17 protein-coding genes are annotated in these 17,638 nt (G+C 66.0%); 7 read left to right on the top strand and 10 right to left on the bottom strand.

The genetic code is table 11. The annotated features are described in order from the left end of the window. The first annotated feature begins 42 nt into the window (after positions 1–42). Positions 43–1,515, top strand: coding sequence for an APC family permease (locus KT882_RS29990; RefSeq protein ID WP_161071036.1), 1,473 nt, complete (start codon positions 43–45; stop codon positions 1,513–1,515). Positions 1,516–1,519: 4 nt separating this feature from the next. Beyond that, on the top strand, positions 1,520–3,475 hold the full coding sequence (locus KT882_RS29985; RefSeq protein WP_228894021.1) for a S9 family peptidase: 1,956 nt from the start codon (positions 1,520–1,522) through the stop codon (positions 3,473–3,475). A gap of 56 nt (positions 3,476–3,531) precedes the next feature. Here the strand turns inward: KT882_RS29985 and KT882_RS30725 are convergent, their stop codons facing one another. Then, positions 3,532–3,654, bottom strand: coding sequence for a hypothetical protein (locus tag KT882_RS30725; RefSeq protein ID WP_260048463.1), 123 nt, complete (start codon positions 3,652–3,654; stop codon positions 3,532–3,534). 2 nt (positions 3,655–3,656) lie between these two features. After that, the gene (locus tag KT882_RS29980; RefSeq protein ID WP_161071035.1) at positions 3,657–3,887 is read right to left on the bottom strand and encodes a hypothetical protein; all 231 of its coding nucleotides are present in this window, start codon (positions 3,885–3,887) and stop codon (positions 3,657–3,659) included. Positions 3,888–4,069: 182 nt separating this feature from the next. Between KT882_RS29980 and KT882_RS29975 the strand changes: the two genes are divergently transcribed. After that, a complete protein-coding gene (locus tag KT882_RS29975) occupies positions 4,070–5,881 on the top strand; it encodes a diguanylate cyclase (protein ID WP_228894020.1) in 1,812 nt (603 codons plus the stop codon). Here the strand turns inward: KT882_RS29975 and KT882_RS29970 are convergent. Beyond that, positions 5,878–6,201, bottom strand: coding sequence for a YkgJ family cysteine cluster protein (locus KT882_RS29970; protein WP_161071034.1), 324 nt, complete (start codon positions 6,199–6,201; stop codon positions 5,878–5,880). The genes KT882_RS29975 and KT882_RS29970 overlap by 4 nt on opposite strands. Before the next feature lie 84 nt (positions 6,202–6,285). On the opposite strand from KT882_RS29970, the gene lhpI reads away from it, so the two are divergent. After that, complete coding sequence (gene lhpI, locus KT882_RS29965; RefSeq protein WP_161071033.1) at positions 6,286–7,221, top strand: bifunctional Delta(1)-pyrroline-2-carboxylate/Delta(1)-piperideine-2-carboxylate reductase; 936 nt, start codon at positions 6,286–6,288, stop codon at positions 7,219–7,221. 6 nt (positions 7,222–7,227) lie between these two features. Here the strand turns inward: lhpI and KT882_RS29960 are convergent, their stop codons facing one another. The 4 genes from KT882_RS29960 to KT882_RS29945 all read right to left on the bottom strand — a co-directional run bounded on the left by KT882_RS29960 (position 7,228) and on the right by KT882_RS29945 (position 12,363). Further along, positions 7,228–7,734 carry a hypothetical protein gene (locus KT882_RS29960; RefSeq protein WP_161071032.1) on the bottom strand — a complete coding sequence of 169 codons (507 nt, stop codon included), beginning with the start codon at positions 7,732–7,734 and terminating at the stop codon, positions 7,228–7,230. A 72-nt stretch (positions 7,735–7,806) separates the two neighbouring features. Beyond that, positions 7,807–9,999, bottom strand: coding sequence for an FUSC family protein (locus KT882_RS29955; protein ID WP_228894018.1), 2,193 nt, complete (start codon positions 9,997–9,999; stop codon positions 7,807–7,809). 7 nt (positions 10,000–10,006) lie between these two features. Then, positions 10,007–11,695 (bottom strand): M14 family zinc carboxypeptidase, encoded by a 1,689-nt coding sequence (locus KT882_RS29950; RefSeq protein WP_228894017.1) that lies wholly within the window; start codon positions 11,693–11,695, stop codon positions 10,007–10,009. Positions 11,696–11,799: 104 nt separating this feature from the next. Further along, positions 11,800–12,363, bottom strand: a complete 564-nt coding sequence (locus KT882_RS29945; RefSeq protein WP_228894016.1) for an NADPH-dependent FMN reductase — start codon at positions 12,361–12,363, stop codon at positions 11,800–11,802. Positions 12,364–12,552: 189 nt separating this feature from the next. On the opposite strand from KT882_RS29945, the gene KT882_RS29940 reads away from it, so the two are divergent. Next, a complete protein-coding gene (locus tag KT882_RS29940; protein ID WP_161071028.1) occupies positions 12,553–13,560 on the top strand; it encodes an alpha/beta hydrolase in 1,008 nt (335 codons plus the stop codon). Positions 13,561–13,566: 6 nt separating this feature from the next. On the opposite strand, the gene KT882_RS29935 is transcribed toward KT882_RS29940, so the two are convergent. Beyond that, on the bottom strand, positions 13,567–14,016 hold the full coding sequence (locus KT882_RS29935) for a LysR substrate-binding domain-containing protein (protein WP_161071027.1): 450 nt from the start codon (positions 14,014–14,016) through the stop codon (positions 13,567–13,569). Here KT882_RS29935 and KT882_RS29930 point away from each other — a divergent pair. Next, entirely contained in the window at positions 14,015–14,494 is a 480-nt protein-coding gene (locus KT882_RS29930) for a glutathione S-transferase family protein (protein ID WP_228894015.1), read from the top strand. The genes KT882_RS29935 and KT882_RS29930 overlap by 2 nt on opposite strands. 1 nt (position 14,495) lies before the next feature. Then, complete coding sequence (locus KT882_RS29925; protein ID WP_161071025.1) at positions 14,496–14,813, top strand: DMT family transporter; 318 nt, start codon at positions 14,496–14,498, stop codon at positions 14,811–14,813. Between the two features lie 97 nt (positions 14,814–14,910). Here the strand turns inward: KT882_RS29925 and KT882_RS29920 are convergent, their stop codons facing one another. Both KT882_RS29920 and KT882_RS29915 read right to left on the bottom strand, forming a co-directional pair. Then, the gene (locus tag KT882_RS29920; RefSeq protein ID WP_228894014.1) at positions 14,911–17,067 is read right to left on the bottom strand and encodes a S46 family peptidase; all 2,157 of its coding nucleotides are present in this window, start codon (positions 17,065–17,067) and stop codon (positions 14,911–14,913) included. A gap of 132 nt (positions 17,068–17,199) precedes the next feature. Beyond that, positions 17,200–17,469 (bottom strand): GlsB/YeaQ/YmgE family stress response membrane protein, encoded by a 270-nt coding sequence (locus KT882_RS29915; protein WP_161071023.1) that lies wholly within the window; start codon positions 17,467–17,469, stop codon positions 17,200–17,202. Positions 17,470–17,638 lie beyond the last annotated feature (169 nt).

The following is a 17,638-nucleotide window of genomic DNA, read 5'->3' as shown; positions in this document are numbered from 1 at the left end:
TAATCGCTTGTTTTTTACCGTACCCATCACCAAGGAATGCCTGTGAATCAAACGCTGGTCCAGAAACTGACCCGTACCAAACCGGTAGGTCTGCATGCCGAACAGGGCGACTCGCTTCCCGGAGGCCTGAGCCGGTCCATGGGCTTGTTCTCGCTGACCATGATAGGTGTGGGCGCCACCATCGGCACCGGCATTTTCTTCACCATGGTGGAAGCGGTGCCCAAGGCCGGTCCTTCGGTGGTGCTGTCCTTTCTGCTGGCGGCGCTTACCGCGGGCCTGACGGCGCTGTGCTACGCCGAACTGTCCTTCCGCATTCCCGCTTCCGGCTCCGCCTATTCCTTCGCCTACAGCACGGTGGGCGAGTTCCTGGCCTTTATCGTCGCCTTCTGCCTGCTGCTGGAATATGGGCTTGCCGCCAGCGCCACGGCGATAGGGTGGTCGGACTATCTGAACAACTTCCTCGTCAACGCCATCGGCTGGCAGATCCCCGAGACCCTGCGCACGCCGATGATACTGGCCACGCCCACGGGCTGGGCATGGAACGCCGGCCACTTCAACCTGCCGCCCATGGTGCTGGTGGCCATGTGCTGCGTGCTGCTGGTGCGCGGCACCAAGGAATCGGCCACCACCAACGCCATCATGGTGATGGTCAAGCTGGCCATCCTGATCTTCTTCGTGGCCATCGCCTTCAGCGGCTTCGACGCCAGCAACTTCACCCCCTTCATCAAGGCCACGCCGGGCGAGTGGGTGCCGGGCGCCACCGGCATTGCCGCCGCTGCGGGCACGGTGTTCTTCTCCTTTATCGGCCTCGACACCATCGCCACCGCCGGCGAGGAAGTGCGCAACCCCAAGCGCAACGTCCCCATCGGCATCCTGGCCGCGCTGGTGATCGTTACCGTGTTCTATCTGCTGGTGGCCATGGCGGCCATGGGCGCGCAGCCCGCGCACAAATTCGAGGGCCAGGCTGCGGGCCTGTCGGTGATCCTGCAGGACGTGACGGGCAAGGCCTGGCCAGCGCTGGTGCTCTCGGCAGGCGCCGTGATTTCGGTGTTCTCCGTGACCCTGGTGACCATCTACGGCCAGACCCGCATCCTGTACGCCATCTCCAAGGACGGCCTGGTGCCGAAGACCTTCCAGACCGTGAACGCGAAAACCCATTCCCCGGTCAGCAATACGCTGATCGTGAGCCTGGTGGTGGGCGTGGTGGCCGGCCTGGTGGACTCCACCTTCCTGTGGGACATGGTCTCCATGGGTACGCTGACCGCCTTCATTATCGTCTCGGTGGCCGTGCCGGTGCTGCGCCGCAAAGACCGCGCTGCGGGCATCCCGACCAAGGGCGGCTTCCGCGTGCCGTTCGGCGCCTACCTGGTGCCTGCGCTGAGCATCGCCGCCTGCGCCTACCTGATGATCAACCTGTCGCACGCCACCAAGGTGATCTTCACCGTCTGGATGGTGGTGGCGGTGGTGACTTACTTCGGATACAGCATCCACAACTCGCGTCTCAAAAAAGGATAAGCCCATGCAGGTGAAAGCAAAGGTAAAGGTCGCTGCGCAGGCAGTCTTTCTGGCCACGGCCGCGCTGTCCGGGGCCATGGCCCACGCCGAGGGGCCGGCCCTGCGCGACTACCGCTCGCTGGCCTTGTCCGGCGCGGGCGACCGCGTGGTGGCGCTGGAAGCCAATGATCCGGGCGGCCTGCCCAGGCGTCCGCATTCCACGGTGGTGGTGCGCGACGCCGCCAGCGGCAAGGTGCTGAACGAGTACGACCCTTGCGCCACCTGCTCCTACGACCGTCCAAGCTGGGCGCCGGATGGCCGCAGTCTGGCCTTCATCGCATCCGACAGCAAGGCCGGCACCGCCATGCTGTTCGTGGCGCAGCAGGGCAAAGCCAGGCAGCTGCTGACCATCAAGGGCGTGGCCAACACCGCGCGCTGGTCGCCGGACGGCCAGCGCCTGGCGCTGCTGGCCACGCTGAACGCGCGCAAGCAGGTGGGCGCGGTGGAGGCGGGTGCGCCGCAAGTGGGCGAGATCGGCGAAGTGGAAGACGCGCAGCGCATCGCCACCGTGCCTGCCGCCGGCGGCGCATTGAAGCTGCTGTCGCCCGCCGACAGCTACATCTACGAATACGACTGGACGCCGGACGGGCAGGGCTTTGTGGCCACCGGCGCCAAGGGCAACGGCGACAACAACTGGTGGGTGGCCAAGCTGCTGCATATCGACGCGGCCGGCAAGGAGCGCGTGATCGCCGCGCCGAACACGCAGCTCAACCTGCCGCACGTGTCGGAAGACGGCAAGACCGTGGCCTACATCGGCGGCTTGATGAGCGACTTCGGCTCCATCGGCGGCGACGTGTACACCGTGCCGCTGGCGGGCGGCGAGCCGGTCAACATCACGCCCGGCTACGCGGGCAGCTTCAACGGCCTGGCCTGGCGCGGCAAGCGCCTGCTGGCCACCGCGCTGATCGGCGCGGACCACGCGGCGCTGGAACTGAGCACCAGCGGCGGCAAGCACGCGGTGCTGTGGTCGGCCCCGGCCAGCACCTCGGGCGCGGACGGGCGCATGTCCTTCAGCGCGGACGGCACGATGGCTGCGGCGGCGGTGGAAGACTTCCGCACCGCGCCGCACATTGTTGCAGGCCGCCTGCCGCAGCTGAAAGCCGTTACGCAGGACAACGCGGCCTTCACGCCGCAGGTATCGGTGCAGAGCATCAGCTGGAGCAGCGACGCTTTCCGCGTGCAGGGCTGGCTGCTGGGACCGGAGAAGACCGAGCCGGGCAAGAAGTATCCCATGGTGGTGCAGGTGCACGGCGGCCCTTCCGCCGCCGCGTCGCCGCGCTACGTGGCGGGCGGCGAGCAGGCCAATCCGCTGATACGCGAACTGACCGCCAAAGGCTACTACGTCTTCCTGCCGAATCCGCGCGGCAGCTACGGCCAGGGCCAGGAATTCACGCGCGCCAACCGGCGCGACTTCGGCGGCGGCGACCTGCGCGACATCCTGTCCGGCGTGGACGCGGTGACCAAGGCTGCGCCGGTGGACGGCGAGCGCCTCGGCATGGTGGGCCATTCCTACGGCGGCTTCATGACCATGTGGACCGTCACGCACAGCCAGCGCTTCAAGGCGGCCGTGGCCGGCGCCGGCATCGCCAACTGGATCAGCTACTACGGCCAGAACGGCATCGACCAGTGGATGGTGCCGTTCTTCGGCGCCACCGCCTATGACGACCCGGCCATCTACCGCGCCGCCTCGCCGATCGAATCGATCAAGGCGGCCAGGACCCCGACCATGATGTATGTGGGCGAGCGCGACGTGGAAACGCCGGCCGTGCAGTCGCAGGAATTCTGGCACGGCCTGCGCGCCATGGGCGTGCCGACCTCGCTGACGATATACGAAGGCGAGGGCCACGCCATCCGCAAACCGGACAACCAGCGCGACATCCGCCGTCGCACCATAGGCTGGTTCGACCGCTACCTGAAATGACAAAAACCGGCCTCGGCCGGTTTTTTCTTGGGGTGCGGCAGCTTGGCTTTGCGCGCTTATTGCGCCTTGGCCAGCGTTTCCAGCTCTTCCAGCGAGCGGTCCAGCGCAGGCTGCAGGCAGATACGGGCGGCCACAACGGCGGCGCCAACGACGGTGGTGAACAGTGCGATCAGTTCCATTCTTAACCCCGCGAAGCCATGAAGTGCAGCTCGTTCATCAGGTTGGGCATGTTCGCTTGCGGACGACTGGCCAGCTCGAACAGGGTCGGCTGCGGCATGCTGCGCTGCGCTGGAGCGGCGGCTGGCTTTTGCGCCAGCAGGGCGGCGACCAGACCGCGTGCTGCGCGGCCAACGTTGGTGAAATAGCTATTTTGCGGGAAGCTGTCGAAAGTCAGATTGCTAGCGGTGCTCATAATGTGCTCCAATGTTTGCGATGTTGCAGTGCAGTATAAATGCCGCACGCCCATAAATAAACTTTTCATTTGTGATGTGGCCTATAAAAAATCCATATAACTCTCCACAAGAGGGAGACGCAGGGGTGTGGCTCTGCTGTATCATTAATGGCTTAAAAGCAATTAAAAACAGGGGATAGGGAATGTCTTTGCGTATCAAAATGATGCTTGCGCTGCTGCTGACCGGACTTGCGTCCGTGGCGGTGGTGGGCGGGCTGACTTATGCCAGCGTCGACAGGAAGTTCGACACGATCCGGAGCAAGCAGGCCGCCGAACACTTCCATACGTTCATGACGGCCTACCTGACCGAGTATGGCGACTGGAAGACCGCCATCTCCACCGAATCGTTCGACCACTTTGTGCAGCGCACCGAGCGCCGCCAGGGGCCGCCGGACGGCGAGCGCCCGAGCGAGCTGCTGGAGCGCATGCCGCCGAATATCGACCAGCAGTCGCGCGCCCCGCGCGCAGACGGCCCCCCGGCCGAAGACGGCGCCCGCCCCGGCGAGCCGCGTGATGAGCAGAATGGCCGCCGCCAGGAACCCGCCGGCCGCCGTGGCCCGCCCGACGGCCGCCGCCCCGAATTTGATGACCGCCGAGGCCCGCCGGACGGCGCCCGCCCCGAGTTCGACGATCGTCGTGGTCCTCCTGACGGCCGCCGCCCCGACCCTGATGACCGCCGTGGTCCGCCGGATGGCGCCCGCCCCGAGTTCGACGACCGCCGTGGTCCGCCCGATGGCCGCCGCCCGGAATTTGATGACCGCCGTGGCCCGCCGGATGGCCGCCAGCCGCCACCGGCCGAGCGCTCCACACAGGCGGACGGCGGGCAGGCCGCGCCGCGCATCTGGCGCACCGTCTCACGCCAGGCTGCACCGTCAGCGGACAATGCCCGGCAAACCAGCCCCGGCCCCGACGATCGCCCGCGCGGCCCCGAAGGCGACGGGGACCGCGAGCGCGACGCTGGTGGCCCTGACCGCCAGCGTCAGCCGCCATTCCGCTTCGTCCTGACCGACCCGGATTACAAAGTCCTGCTGGGCGCCGGCCAATACGGCCGCGACTCCATTCTGCCCACGGACGCCCGCGCCAAAGCCCGGCCTATCGAAGTGAACGGCAAGGTCGCGGCCTATGTTTCCACCGAAGGCGTGGTCACGCCCAGCCGGCAAGAGCTGGAATTCCTGGGCGCCATGCGTTCCTCGCTGGCCGCCGGCGCGGCTGGCGCAGCAGTGCTGGCGCTGGGCCTCGGCTTGGCGCTCGGCCGTGGTTTGAGCAGCCGCCTGAGCCGCCTCACCAGCGCGGTGCGCGCCATGCACGGCGGCTCGCTGCGCCAGCAAGTGCCGGTGCAGGGCAAGGACGAAGTGGCCACGCTGGCCAGCGCCTTCAATGAAATGAGCGAACAGCTGGCGCGCAGCCACGAAGAACTGCAAGCGTCGCACCAGACCATCCTGGAGCAAGCCGGCCAGCTGCGTGAACTGAGCATCCGCGACGCGCTCACCAACCTGTACAACCGCCGCCACTTCGACGAGCAGGCCAACAGCCTGTACAACCAGGCCGTGCGCCACAAGCGGCCACTGAGCCTGGTGATCGGCGATATCGACTTCTTCAAGAAGATCAACGACAACTACTCGCACGCCACCGGCGACGCGGTGCTGCGCCAGGTGGGCGCCATCCTGCGCCAGCACGTGCGGCTGAGCGATCTGGTGGCGCGCTACGGCGGCGAGGAGTTTGTGCTGGCGCTGCCCGAAACCGACCTGCCGCAAGCCGCCGCGCTGTGCGACAAGCTGCGCCAGATCATCGAACAGCACCCGTGGCACGAAGTGGAGCCCGGCCTGAAAGTCACCATGAGCATGGGCGTGTTCGCCGACTACGCGGTGGGCACCGCCGAAGCCATGCTGCAAAAGGCCGACGCGCTGCTGTACCAGGCCAAGGAGACGGGCCGCAACCGCGTCTGCCACGCTTAAGCAGGTTCGGGCTCGATCTCGGCCAGGCCGTAGTGGGCGCGCGCCGCGTTGCAGGCCGGCGTGCCCGCCTCGAACTCGCGGCAGGTGCTGGAACGCAGGGGATAAATGGAACAGCCGACCTGCTGGCCGACTTCGCCTTCCAGCGCCGAACAGCGCGAAGGCCGGTGCTCGGTGCCGCGCATCGCCACCAGGTGCGGCGAGATCGGAATCACCATGCGCTGCGGCACGGTGCCGCCTGGATGCGCATCCGTTTCACCCCAATAGAACGACACGCGGAATTTGGCGCAGCATGCGCCACAGCTCTGACAGAATGACGACATCTTCCATAGCAAGGTAACAATACTGGCTGTTATGATAATCAGGACGCCGCACGCGATCAAGCGTGCGCCGCACCTGGAGACGCCATGCCGCAACCCCTCCCTCCGCAGTCCGCGCTCGGCGCCGCAGACACCGCCGCGCTGATCCCGTTCCCCGTGCTGGTGGACGCGCTGCGCATCGCCGTGGCGCAAGCCGCGCAAGGCATCATAGCCTGTCCGGCGCGGCAGGTGGTGCCGCTGGCCGACGGCGGCGTGATCTTGTCCATGGTCGCCACCGCGCCCGACATCGCCGTGCACAAGCTGATCACCGTCGTGCCGGGCAACGGCGTGCGCGGCCTGCCCACCATTGCAGGCCAGGTCAGCGTGCTGGACGCCGCCACCGGCGCCATCGTCCTCACGCTGGACGGCGCCACCGTCACGGGCCGCCGCACGGCCGCGCTGTCCATGCTGGGCATCGCCACGTTGCTGGGCCGCGCGCCGCGCCATGTGCTGCTGGTCGGCACCGGCACGCAGGCGCTGAAGCATGCGCAGGCGCTGTCCGTCATCTACCCGCACGCGGCCATCAGCATAGGCGGCCGCAGTGGCGCCTCCGCCGAGCGCTTCATCGCCGAGCACCTGCACGCCGCGCACCGGCCCGCAGCGGCCGATGTCGCCGAGTTGGCGGACGACATCGATGTGGTCATCACCGGCACCACCAGCAAGCAGCCGGTCTACCTGCACCCCGCGCGCGCCGGGCGGCTGATCATCGCCGTCGGCGCCTTCAAGCCCGACGCCGCCGAAATCGCCCGCGCCACCGTGCTGGGCAGCCGCATCTACGTCGACGACCCCGAAGGCGCCCGCCACGAAGCCGGCGACCTGCTGCAAGCCGGCGCCGACTGGTCCCAGGTGCAAGGCATCGCCCAGGCGCTCGGCGCGGCCCCGATGGCCGACACGGAAGCGGTGCTCTTCAAAACCGTCGGCTGCGCCGCCTGGGACCTCGCCGCCGCCCGCGTAGCGCTAGGCACGGCCGGGACTAGGCGATAAACCAAATCAGGGCTGGACCTTGTGGTCTTCGGCCTGGGCTTCTTCCATGGCGGCGGGTTCGAGTTCTTCGGCTGAGCGGTTCAGGTGGATGAAGATGCCCCAGGAGGCCAGCAGCACGCCTACGCTGGCGATCAGGGCGGCGACGTAGAGCAGGTCGCCAGCGTCATCATGGACGGCGCGGAAGGTGGCGACCAGGCCTTCGATGGCCAGCGCGACCACCACCACCACGAAGAAGCGCGACAGGAAGCGCCGCACGCGGGTGGGGGCGCTGATGTCTGCGTCGCGCACCACTTCTTCTTCGATGATGGTTTCGGCGATCTGCAGCGCCACCACGGCGGCGGCCAGGATGCCGATCGCTTCGATCACTTCCTGCGCCGCCGAGAGCCCGAAGTCGCCGCCCGCCGCGTGCCAGCCCATGCGGGCGGCAATGGCGACCAGGAACAGCGCCCCAGCCCCGAACAGCAGCGCGATCATGGCGTGCAGGCCGCTGCAAACTAGCATCAGCTGTTTCATGGGGTGGCTTCCGTTCAGGTTGGGATTACCTGATTGTAGGCCCGTCTTTCCGCGCGCTATGTGCGCTACACATCACATGGCGCTGATGGAGACGTTGCGGACGATCGCCTCGCTGTGAACGATGATTTTGTCCGCATCCGCCTGCAGCAGCCGGATGCGCCGCTGCACCACCGGCCAGCCGGACCAGGCGACGTCGGCATGCGCGCCGGGCTCCGTTGCCGGCTCCGGCGCGGCGGCCATAGCTGACGTAGGCGCGGGCTGCGGCGGCATCGGCTGGCCGTGCTGCGCCAGCGCGCGCGACAGGGTCTGGAACACCTGCGCGTGGCTCTGCGCCAGCATGGCGTTCACCGCGTCCGCCGGGATGTCCTTCACATGCCGCCGCAGGATGGCGCGCAGCGCCGCCACGTGCGCCACCAGCAGGTAGTTCTGCACGATGAACAGGTTGATGTCCTCGGCCGCGCGCTGCTTGCTGGCCGGTTCGTCCATCATGCGCACCAGCGCCGCGCTCAGGCCCGCCAGACTGTCCATCAGCCGCTTGCGCTCGATGCGGTAGGGGAAGTCGTTGCGGCTTTTCCCTTGCAGCAGATCGAACGAGGCCTGCATGTAGCGCAGGTTCACGTCCAGCACCTGCCGTATCAGGCGCGGCAAGGTCTGGTACTCCCAGTTCGCCAGCACGAAGCTGAACACGGTGGCCACCGCCGCGCCGATGAAGGTGTCCACCAGGCGCTCGGTGATCAGGCTCGTGTTGCCCGGCGCGATCAGGTGCATCTGCAGCAGTATCATGATGGACACCGCAATCGCCGCGTAGCGGTAGCGCACGTAGATGAAGGTGGGCGTGGCCACTGTCGCCAAAATCAGGATGCCGATGATGACGGCCTGCGCCTCCACAAACTTCAGTATCAGCGCCGTGATGACGCAGCCGATAATGGTGCCGACGATGCGGTCGCTGCGCCGCTGCTTGGTCATGCTGAAGCTGGGCTTGAGGATGATGACGATGGTGAGCACGATCCAGTAGCTGTGCGCCGCGTACGGCAGCACATGGCCCACCGCCAGCCCGGCGGCAATCGCCATCGCCACCCGCAGCGAGAAGCGGAAGATGGGCGAGTCCATGCGGAAGTGCGACAGCATCAGCTGCAGCTCGTACTTCTGCTGCGACAGGAAGGGCTGCATGTCCGCGTCCACCCAGAACGGCGTGCCTTCGTACTCCTTCTGGCTGGCCACATGCAGCTCGCCTATCATGCGGATGATGGCGCGGATCTTGTTGCGCTGAGCGCGCAGCACGGCCAGCGCTTCGCCTGCGGGCTTGCCTGCATTGGCGTCCGCCTGCAGCTGCGCGATGGCCGCTTCCAGCGCCTCCATCTCCGGCGCGTAGCTGATGACGGCGTGCGACGGCAGCTTGCGCGTGACCGCATAGCCCACCGACTCAATATCGCGCGCGGCCTTGTAGGCCAGGTCGTGCAGCGTTGCCAGCACCGGCGCGTCGGCCAGGTGGGTGCGCAGCAGCGCGTAGTCGGTGTGGGTGGACAGGATCTGCTCGTACAGGTCCAGCATGCAGACGTGGATCTGCACCACGATGGCGTCCTTGCGGTTCTGGTGGCTGCGCAGTATCAGGTCGCGCGAGGCCTGCTGGCGGTCCGCCAACAGGGCCTGGTGCCGCACCAGCTTGTTGAACTGCTCGGTGAGGTTGTAGCGCGTGTCGTAGAAGTCGGCCTTGATGTCGATATAGGCCGCCAGCTCGAACAGCGCCTCGGCCAGCACCTGCTGCTTGATGCGGTGGCGCAGCAGCCAGGCCAGCGCCATGGCATAGCCGAGATAGGCCACGCTGCCCAGCAGGAACAGGCCGGCGTGGCGGAAGGACTCGCGCGCCGTCATCTGATGTTCCATGGACATGGTCATGATGAACAGCGTGGCGAGCTGCAGGGGCATGGACTTCTTCCCGTACACCACCATCATGCTGGCGAAGAAGCTCACCAGCACCAGCATGGTCATCAGCAGCCACGGCACGGGGCCGCACAGGCTGATGAGCAGGGTCACGGCGGTACACAGCAGCACCGACGCCAGCATCTCGTTGAACTTGTGCTTCAACGGACTGGGCATGTCCATCAGCGCCGTGCACAGCGCGCCTATGCACACCGTCATGGCGACGGCCATGCCGGCGAACTGCTGCGCGATGATGGTGACGCCGACCAGGCCTGCCGCGAAGCGCAGGCCCAGGTGGAAGTAGTGGCTGTAGAAGAAGGTCCGCAGGTTGAGTGCGTAGTGCATCGATCTCTTACAGGATCGACAGCACAGGGTAGCGGCGCCATTCCGGCTCGGCGTGCCGTTTACCGTGATGGAAGATGAAGTGCAGCACCGCGTCCTGGTCGGACAGCAGCGCCGGATTGGCCAGCTTCCACGCTTCGAACTTGGCTTTCAGCTCAGGCTCGGTCTCCAGCATCTCCAGCGCCAGGTCTTCGAAGACGTAGTCCGAGAAGGCTTCCTTCTTTTCCAGCACGCTGTTGAAGAAGCCCCAGCGGAAGAAGCTGTCGTGGCCTTGCGGCTCCAGCGTCTCGACCGCGTAGCGGGCGTTGTCCTGGTCCAGGGAGACGATGTAGTCGCCCACATTGAGCTGGAAGCTGCCGGTGCGCGCTTCCACTTCTACGCCGTCGTGGAACATATGGCCCTCGTAGGCGGTGGGGCGCGATTGCACGGAGGCGATGTGGTAGTACTGCGCGTCCACCGTTTCCGCTTGCTCAACGCGCGTCATCCGCACGCCGTTCCATTGCAGGCGCTCGATGGCTTCGCGCCACTGCTGCGGCACCACATAGGCTTTCGGTGCGCGCACGGTCACGCTGGCGGGGAAGCTGTTGTAGTAGGCGATGTCCTTTTCCCACGGCTGGCTGCGGTCGTAGGACAAACGGGTGTAGTTGCCGATCACGCTGGGGTGGCGCTTGGCGGCGTAGCCCTTGAAGCGGAAGGTGGATGGATTGTTCTCGTCCATCTGCCACATCACCGGCCAGGCAGTCTGCTTGCGGCCTGCGGCCTTGGCTTCGGCGCGCAGGCGCTTGATCTCGGCGCCGTGCCGCACGGTGAAGGCCAGCGTGGTTTCCACCAGTGCGCGCATGGATTCGTAGCGGTCCGCGAAGGGCTTGAGCATATGCGTTTCGGGCATGAAGCCGATCACGTGGTGCATCGCCGCGAAGCCGGTGGAGAAGCGCGGCACTTCCAGGAATTCGGCGATGCCGTCGTCCGGCGTGTCCTGCACCGGGTTTACATAGGGGCAGGTGGGCCAGCCGCGCTGCTCCATCTCCGCGTAGATCGCGGGCAGCATGGTGTTGCGCAGGAAGGGGCCGAGGCCGTAACCCAGCTTGTCGGCCTGGGTGTGGATCAGCGTCATGGTGTAGCTGTAGTCGGCGCCGTTGGAGGTGTGGGTGTCCACCATCACGTCCGGCTGCCACGATGCGATCAGCTGGTTGAACAGCCTGGCGTTCAGGGTGTCGCACTTGACGAAGTCGCGGTTCAGGTCCAGGTGGCGGCTGTTGCCTCGGAAGCCGAATTGCTCGGGGCCGTCCTGGTTCACGCGCGAGGTGTTGGCGCGGTTCAGGCAGCCGTCCACGTTGTACACGGGGATGAACAGGAACACGGTTTCGCCCAGCGCGGCCAGCCTGGCCGGGTCGTAGCAGAAGTCGCGCACCAGGGCCATGCAGCCGTCCACGCCTTCCGGCTCGCCGGGGTGGATGCCGTTGTTGTTGAAGAAGACGGTGCGGCCGGCGGCCTTGATCTCGTCGCGGCCGAACACGCCGTCGGCGCTCACCACGCCGCGATGCACCGGAATGCCGCCGTCCGACACGCCTATCTGTTCAAAGCGCAGCACCTGCGGGAAGCGGCGCGCCAGCTCCTCGTAGAAGGCGATGCAGTCGGTCCAAAGGGTGGTCTGGTTACGGTTGCCCTTTTCGTAGGGCGTGAGCATTTCTGGGTGCATGGCGTCTGGATCTCAGAGGTATGGTGGTGAAAGCGCACCGGGTAGGCGCTGAATCAGAGCCGAATTGTAGCATTGGGGGAGCCGCCTCCCCCGTGCCGGGCCGCTTACTGCGGGCCGTTCTTGTCCACCCAGGCGGCGTAGGCGGTGATGAATTTGCGCAGCACTTCGCGGGTCTGGTCGTTATTCACCTTGCCGTCCTCGCCCAGCATCTTGGTGGCGCCGCCGATATAGGCTTCCGGCGCGGGCATGGTGGCCACGTTGAGCGCCACCAGCGACTGGCGGATGGCGTGGTTGGCGCCGAAGCCGCCCACGCCGCCCGGCGACACCGTCACCACGCCGCCGGCCTTGCCGCCCCAGATGCTCTTGCCCGCCGGGCGCGAGCCCACGTCGAGCGCGTTCTTGACGGCGGCCGGCATGGAGCGGTTGTATTCGGGCGAGACGATCAGCACGCCGTCCACCTTGGCCAGCGTGTCGCGGAAGGCGGTCCAGGCGGCTGGGGGCTGGCCTTCGTCGTCCAGGTCCTGGTTGTAGAGCGCCAGGCCGCCGATGTCGACGAACTCGAATGCCAGCGAGGCGGGCGCCAGGGCGATCAGCTCGTGGGCGAATTTGCGGTTGATGGAATCCTTGCGCAGGCTGCCGATCAGCACGGCGATTTTTTTGGCGGACATGTGGTTCTCCTGTGTTGGTGTATGGGCAAGCCTGACTGTAGCGCAAGTGCCGCTCGCCCGGCGAACGATAAAAATAGCTTGCAATTAAATAGCGCACTATGTATTATTCGTCCCATGCAGCGGCAACAACGTTGCCGGTCTCTCTCAAATAAGTAGTGCACTATTAAATAACCAACGATAGGATAAATCATGCGCACCATCAAAACCCTGATCGCAGCATCCCTGGCCACCCTGATCGCTACCAGCGCCTTCGCCGGCGGCCTGCCGGGCGTGGAGTCCAAGACCGCCAAGTTCCTGACCGCGCTGGAAGGCGGCCAGCCGCTGGAAACCATGACGCCGGCCGCCGCCCGCGCCGTGCTGGAAGGAGCGCAGAAGGGGGCCGCCCTGCCCGCGGCCGACGTGTCGCGCAAGACCATCACGGTGGACGGCGAAGAGATCAAGCTGGTGATTGTGCGCCCAGCCGGCAGCAAAGGCACGCTGCCCGCGTTCATGTTCTTCCACGGCGGCGGCTGGGTGCTGGGCGACTTCCCCACCCATGAACGCCTGATCCGCGACCTGGTGTCCGGTTCCGGCGCGGTGGCGGTCTACGTGGACTACACCCGCTCGCCGGAGGCCGGCTACGGCGTCGCCATCAAGCAGGCTTACGCCGCCACCAAGTGGGTGGCAGCGCACGGCAAGGAAATCCAGGTGGACGGCAGCCGCCTGGCGGTGGCGGGCAACAGCGTGGGCGGCAATATGGCCGCCGTGGTGGCCCTGATGTCCAAGGACAAGGGCGAACCCAAGCTGCGCTCGCAATTGCTGCTGTGGCCCGTAACGGACGCCAATTTCGATACCCCGTCCTACCAGCAGTTCGCCGACAACCACTTCCTGACCAGGAATATGATGGTCTGGTTCTGGGACAGCTACACCAAGGACGCCGCCAAGCGCAAAGAGATCTACGCGTCGCCGCTGCAAGCCACGCTGCCGCAGCTGCAAGGCCTGCCGCCTGCGCTGATCCAGACCGCTGAATTCGACGTGCTGCGCGACGAAGGCGAGGCCTACGGCCGCAAGCTGGACGCCGCCGGCGTCACCGTGACCGCGGTGCGCTACAACGGCATGATCCACGACTTCGGCCTGCTCAATCCCCTGAGCGGCGTGGACGGGGTGCGCGCAGCGATGAGCCAGGCGTCGCAGGAACTCAAGGCCCGCCTCAAGTAAGTTAATTTAGCCCAGCGCTGCGCCCAGGTCTTCGTAGAGGAACCGGGTCAGCGCCTTGATGCGCGCGGTGTCTTTCAGGTCGCGGTGGGTCAGCAGCCACAGGCCGGTGTCGAAGCACGGGTCCGGGTCGGCAAGGCGCTGCAGGCGGCGCTCGGCGCCGGCCAGGTGGCACAGTAGCGGCGCCATGCCCATGCCGTCGCGCGCCGCGTCCACCATGGCCAGCAGGCTGTCCACGCGCATGCGCACGCGCCCGGGCGGCACGTTCTGCGCCAGCCAGCGGGCCTGCTCCAGGTGGGCCAGCGTGTCGTCCAGGCCGATCCAGTCGTGCGCGGCCCAGTCGTCCGGGGCGATGCCGCGCTTTGCGGCGGCCTTCAGATAGCTGTGCGAGGCGTAGATGGCGCTGGACAGCGCGCACCTGAACGCAGGCCAGCAGCACCAGCCCGAGTTCGCGGCCATGAGCCCCAACCACAAGATTCCCCTGCTGGTGGACGAGGGCGAGGCCATCTTCGAATCCGGCGCCATCCTGATCCACCTTGCCGACAAGGCAGGGCGCCTGCTGCCCAGGGACGGCGCGGCGCGCAGCACGGTGCTGCAATGGCTGTTCCTGCAAGTGGCCAGCGTGGGGCCGATGCTGGGACAGCTGTGGTGGTTCCGCCATGGCGCCGTCGCCGGGCCGCGCAATGAGCAGGCGCTGGAGCGCTATGGGCGCGAGGTGCACCGCCTGTACGGCGTGTACGAGCAGCGGCTGGCTTCCAGCGCCTGGCTGGCGGGCGCCAGCTATAGTATCGCCGACATCGCCACCTGGCCGTGGCTGGCGTCGCACCACGAGCTGGGGCTGGACATGGCCGGGTATCCGGCGGTGTCGACGTGGCTGGAACGCATTGCGCAGCGTCCCGCCACGCAGCGCGGCATGGCGCAGGCGAAAGGGGAGTGACATGGCCTGGACCATCCTGCTGGCCGCCGCGCTGGTCGATATCGCGATGGCGGTGGCCCTGAAATACGCCGAAGGCTGGACCCGTTTCTGGCCCAGCGTGGCGGGCCTGGTGTTCGCCAACGGCGCCATCGCGCTGCTGGCGATATCGCTCAGGCAGCTGCCGGTGGGGACGGCCTTCGCGGTGTTCACCGGCCTGGGCGCGGCCGGCGCCGCGCTGATCGGCATCGCCGCCTTCGGCGAAAGCGCCAGCCCCCTGCGCCTGTTGTTGATCGCCGCCATCATCGCCTGCATCGCCGGCCTGAAACTCGCCCCGGCCTGATCCGCATCAACCGTGCGGACGAAAAAAAGCCACGCGGGCAGTCGGGCGCGCGTGGCTTTCAAGGGGCGGGTGGCCGCCCCGGGGCAGACGCCTGTGCTTACTCGGCGCCCATTTCTTTCAGCAGGTTGTCGGCCTTGTCCACGTGCTTCATGTTCCACAGCATGTAGCGCAGGTCGACCTGGATGTCGCGCGTGTTGGCGTTGTTGAAGTCCCAGTCCGAAATGATGGAGTCCAGCGTGCCGTCGAAGGCCAGGCCGATGAACTCGCCCTTGGCATTCAGCGCGGCCGAACCGGAGTTGCCGCCGGTGATGTCCAGCGTGGCCAGGTAGTTGACCGGCACCGATTTCAGCGCAGGATCGACAAACTTGCCGAAGTCCTTGTTCTTGATCGCGTCCAGCTGGGCTTTCGGCGCGTTGAACTCGCCTTCGCCGGTGGCTTTGGCGGCCACGCCTTTGACGGTGGTGAACGCGGTCCAGGCGGTGCCGTCGGCCGTGCCCCATGGGCGGCCGGCGATCTTGCCGAAGGTCACGCGCAGGGTGCTGTTGGCGTCAGGGTAGACGGCCTGGCCCTTGGTCTTCATGTAGGCGATCTTGGCCTTCATGTAGCTCGAGTAGGCTTGCTGCAGGCTGCCTGCCAGCTCTTCTTCTTCGGCTTCTTCCTTCATCGCCACGTCGTACATGGCGACGGCGGCTTTGATGAAGCTGTCGTTCGATGCCTGGAAGTCGGCCGGCTTCTTGCCCAGCCATGCTTTGCGCTCGGCGGCGTCGCCCAGCTTGCTGCCGGCGTACAGCTTGTCGATGGCGGCTTTCAGCGCGGCGGCGTCCATGCCGTCCACGATGCCGATGGCGGCGTCCCAGTTGGCGTTGCGCTCGGCTTTCGGCATGGCGGCGTACTTGGCCAGGTGGTGCAGCACCAGCGCCTTGTCCACTTTCTCGTCGTAGCTGCGCACCAGTGCCGAGACCGATGCTTCGAAGCGCTTCAGGTCGCGTTCCTGGAAGCCGGCCTTGCGGTCGGCGTTCGGCTTTTGCGATTCCTGCGCCAGGCGGTACAGCGAACGGGCCGTGCTCAGCAGGCGAGGCTGCGAGTAGCTCAGTTCGAATTCGCGCTTCACGTTGGCGTCGCGCTTGGTGATCAGCTCTTCCACCTGGGCGATGCCGGCCGCGTATTCAGCCTTGCGCTTGGCGTCGCTGTTGACCCAGGCTTTCAGCTCTTCGTGCTCCTTGGTCTTGCGGGCCAGGAAGTCGCTACCGGCGTAGGAGTCCAGCATGCCCTGGCGGTTCTTGTAGTAGTTGTTGATGCCGGCCACCTGGCCTGCGTATTTCAGCGCGCTGTCCTTGTTGTCCTTGGTTTCAGCGGCGATGATGGCCAGGTTGTCGCCCGACGCTTTCACGAACTGCGGATAGTTCCAGCCGAAGGTGAAGTCCACTTCCGACGGCAGGCGGTGGCGGTTGGTGCGGCCTGGGTAGCCGGCCACCATGATGAAGTCGCCTTCTTTCACGCCTTCCTTGGCCAGCTTCAGCACGTGCTTGGGCACGTAAGGCACGTTGTCCTTGCTGAAGTCGGCGGCCTTGCCGTCCTTGCTCACGTAGGCGCGGTAGAAGCCGTAGTCGCCGGTGTGGCGCGGCCACATCCAGTTGTCGGTGTCGCCGCCGAACTTGCCCACGCCGGCCGGCGGCGCGTGCACCAGGCGCACGTCGCGGATTTCCAGTTGCTTGATCTTGTAGTATTCCAGGCTGCCGTAGTAGGCGGCGACGGTGCAGCGGTGGCCCTCGTCTTTTTCGCACTCGGCCACCATGGCCTTCTGGTTCTTCTCGATCGCGTCGCTGCGCTTCTTGCCGCTCAGCTTGGCCACTTCAGGCGTGATGATCTTGGAGGTCACGTCCACCACTTCCTTGGTCACGAAGATGCGGGTGCCCGGCACGGCCGGCACTTCATCGGCGAAGGACTTGGCCAGGAAACCGTTGGCCAGCAGGTCGTTCTGCGGAGTGGAGTTGTGCGCCACGCTGTTGTAGACGCAGTGGTGGTTGGTGGCAACCAGGCCTTGCGGCGACACGAAGGAGGCCGAGCAGCCGCCCAGGCTGACGATGGCGCCCATAGGGAACTCGGTCAGCTGGGTCAGTTTGGACGGGTCCAGCTTCAGGCCGGCGGCTTTCAGTTGCTTGGCTACTTGTGGCAGCTGTTGCGGCATCCACATGCCTTCGTCGGCGTGGGCTGCGGTGCTCAGGATGGCGAGCGCGATCAGGGTTTTATTCATTGAATAGGACACTCAAGGGGCGGAAAAATGCCGAGTATCCTTATGGAGTGCTATTCCGTCAACGACATTCTTGGTTGCTGTGCACAAAAAGCCAACGGTTGTGTTGGCTTTTGTGCATGCCGGCGGGGGGGACTAGCGCAGGCGGCCCCGGAATATCAGGTTGACAATGCCGAGCAGGATGACCGCGCCCAGGAAGGAAACCAGCAGCGACAAGGCGCTGAAGTCGTCGGCGTTGATGGTGCCGCTGCCGAACATCGGCGCCAGCAGCCAGCCGCCCAGCAGCGCGCCGACTATCCCCACCACCATATTGAGGAAGATGCCCTGCTGCGCGTCGGTCTTCATGACCATGCTGGCAAGCCAGCCGATAATGCCGCCGATTACGATCCAGATTATAAAGTTCATGTTGATCCCCTTCACGGTTGACTGACGGGCCAGCCCGGCCGGGTCTGGCCCTTGGGGCTATTCTCGGTGGGAAGGGGCCGTTGGTCCGTGCGCCAACGTACACAGGCCGCGTTGGTTTGGCGCTTACATTTGATTACTTGGGAAACATTTTTCCAACAGCCGGCTTCGT

Source organism: Pseudoduganella aquatica, from assembly GCF_020865585.1.
Lineage (GTDB): Bacteria > Pseudomonadota > Gammaproteobacteria > Burkholderiales > Burkholderiaceae_D > Rugamonas > Rugamonas aquatica_A.
The sequence above is the reverse complement of the archived record's forward strand: the minus strand, read 5'-3'. Positions and strand labels throughout refer to the sequence as shown.

Coding starts and splice junctions, on each gene's coding strand:
- KT882_RS29985 (WP_228894021.1), top strand. CDS start 1,520: ATGCAGGTGAAAGCAAAGGTAAAGGTCGCTGCGCAGGCAGTCTTTCTG.
- KT882_RS30725 (WP_260048463.1), bottom strand. CDS start 3,654: ATGGAACTGATCGCACTGTTCACCACCGTCGTTGGCGCCGCCGTTGTG.
- KT882_RS29980 (WP_161071035.1), bottom strand. CDS start 3,887: ATGAGCACCGCTAGCAATCTGACTTTCGACAGCTTCCCGCAAAATAGC.
- KT882_RS29975 (WP_228894020.1), top strand. CDS start 4,070: ATGTCTTTGCGTATCAAAATGATGCTTGCGCTGCTGCTGACCGGACTT.
- KT882_RS29970 (WP_161071034.1), bottom strand. CDS start 6,201: ATGTCGTCATTCTGTCAGAGCTGTGGCGCATGCTGCGCCAAATTCCGC.
- lhpI (WP_161071033.1), top strand. CDS start 6,286: ATGCCGCAACCCCTCCCTCCGCAGTCCGCGCTCGGCGCCGCAGACACC.
- KT882_RS29960 (WP_161071032.1), bottom strand. CDS start 7,734: ATGAAACAGCTGATGCTAGTTTGCAGCGGCCTGCACGCCATGATCGCG.
- KT882_RS29955 (WP_228894018.1), bottom strand. CDS start 9,999: ATGCACTACGCACTCAACCTGCGGACCTTCTTCTACAGCCACTACTTC.
- KT882_RS29950 (WP_228894017.1), bottom strand. CDS start 11,695: ATGCACCCAGAAATGCTCACGCCCTACGAAAAGGGCAACCGTAACCAG.
- KT882_RS29945 (WP_228894016.1), bottom strand. CDS start 12,363: ATGTCCGCCAAAAAAATCGCCGTGCTGATCGGCAGCCTGCGCAAGGAT.
- KT882_RS29940 (WP_161071028.1), top strand. CDS start 12,553: ATGCGCACCATCAAAACCCTGATCGCAGCATCCCTGGCCACCCTGATC.
- KT882_RS29930 (WP_228894015.1), top strand. CDS start 14,015: ATGAGCCCCAACCACAAGATTCCCCTGCTGGTGGACGAGGGCGAGGCC.
- KT882_RS29935 (WP_161071027.1), bottom strand. CDS start 14,016: ATGGCCGCGAACTCGGGCTGGTGCTGCTGGCCTGCGTTCAGGTGCGCG.
- KT882_RS29925 (WP_161071025.1), top strand. CDS start 14,496: ATGGCCTGGACCATCCTGCTGGCCGCCGCGCTGGTCGATATCGCGATG.
- KT882_RS29920 (WP_228894014.1), bottom strand. CDS start 17,067: ATGAATAAAACCCTGATCGCGCTCGCCATCCTGAGCACCGCAGCCCAC.
- KT882_RS29915 (WP_161071023.1), bottom strand. CDS start 17,469: ATGAACTTTATAATCTGGATCGTAATCGGCGGCATTATCGGCTGGCTT.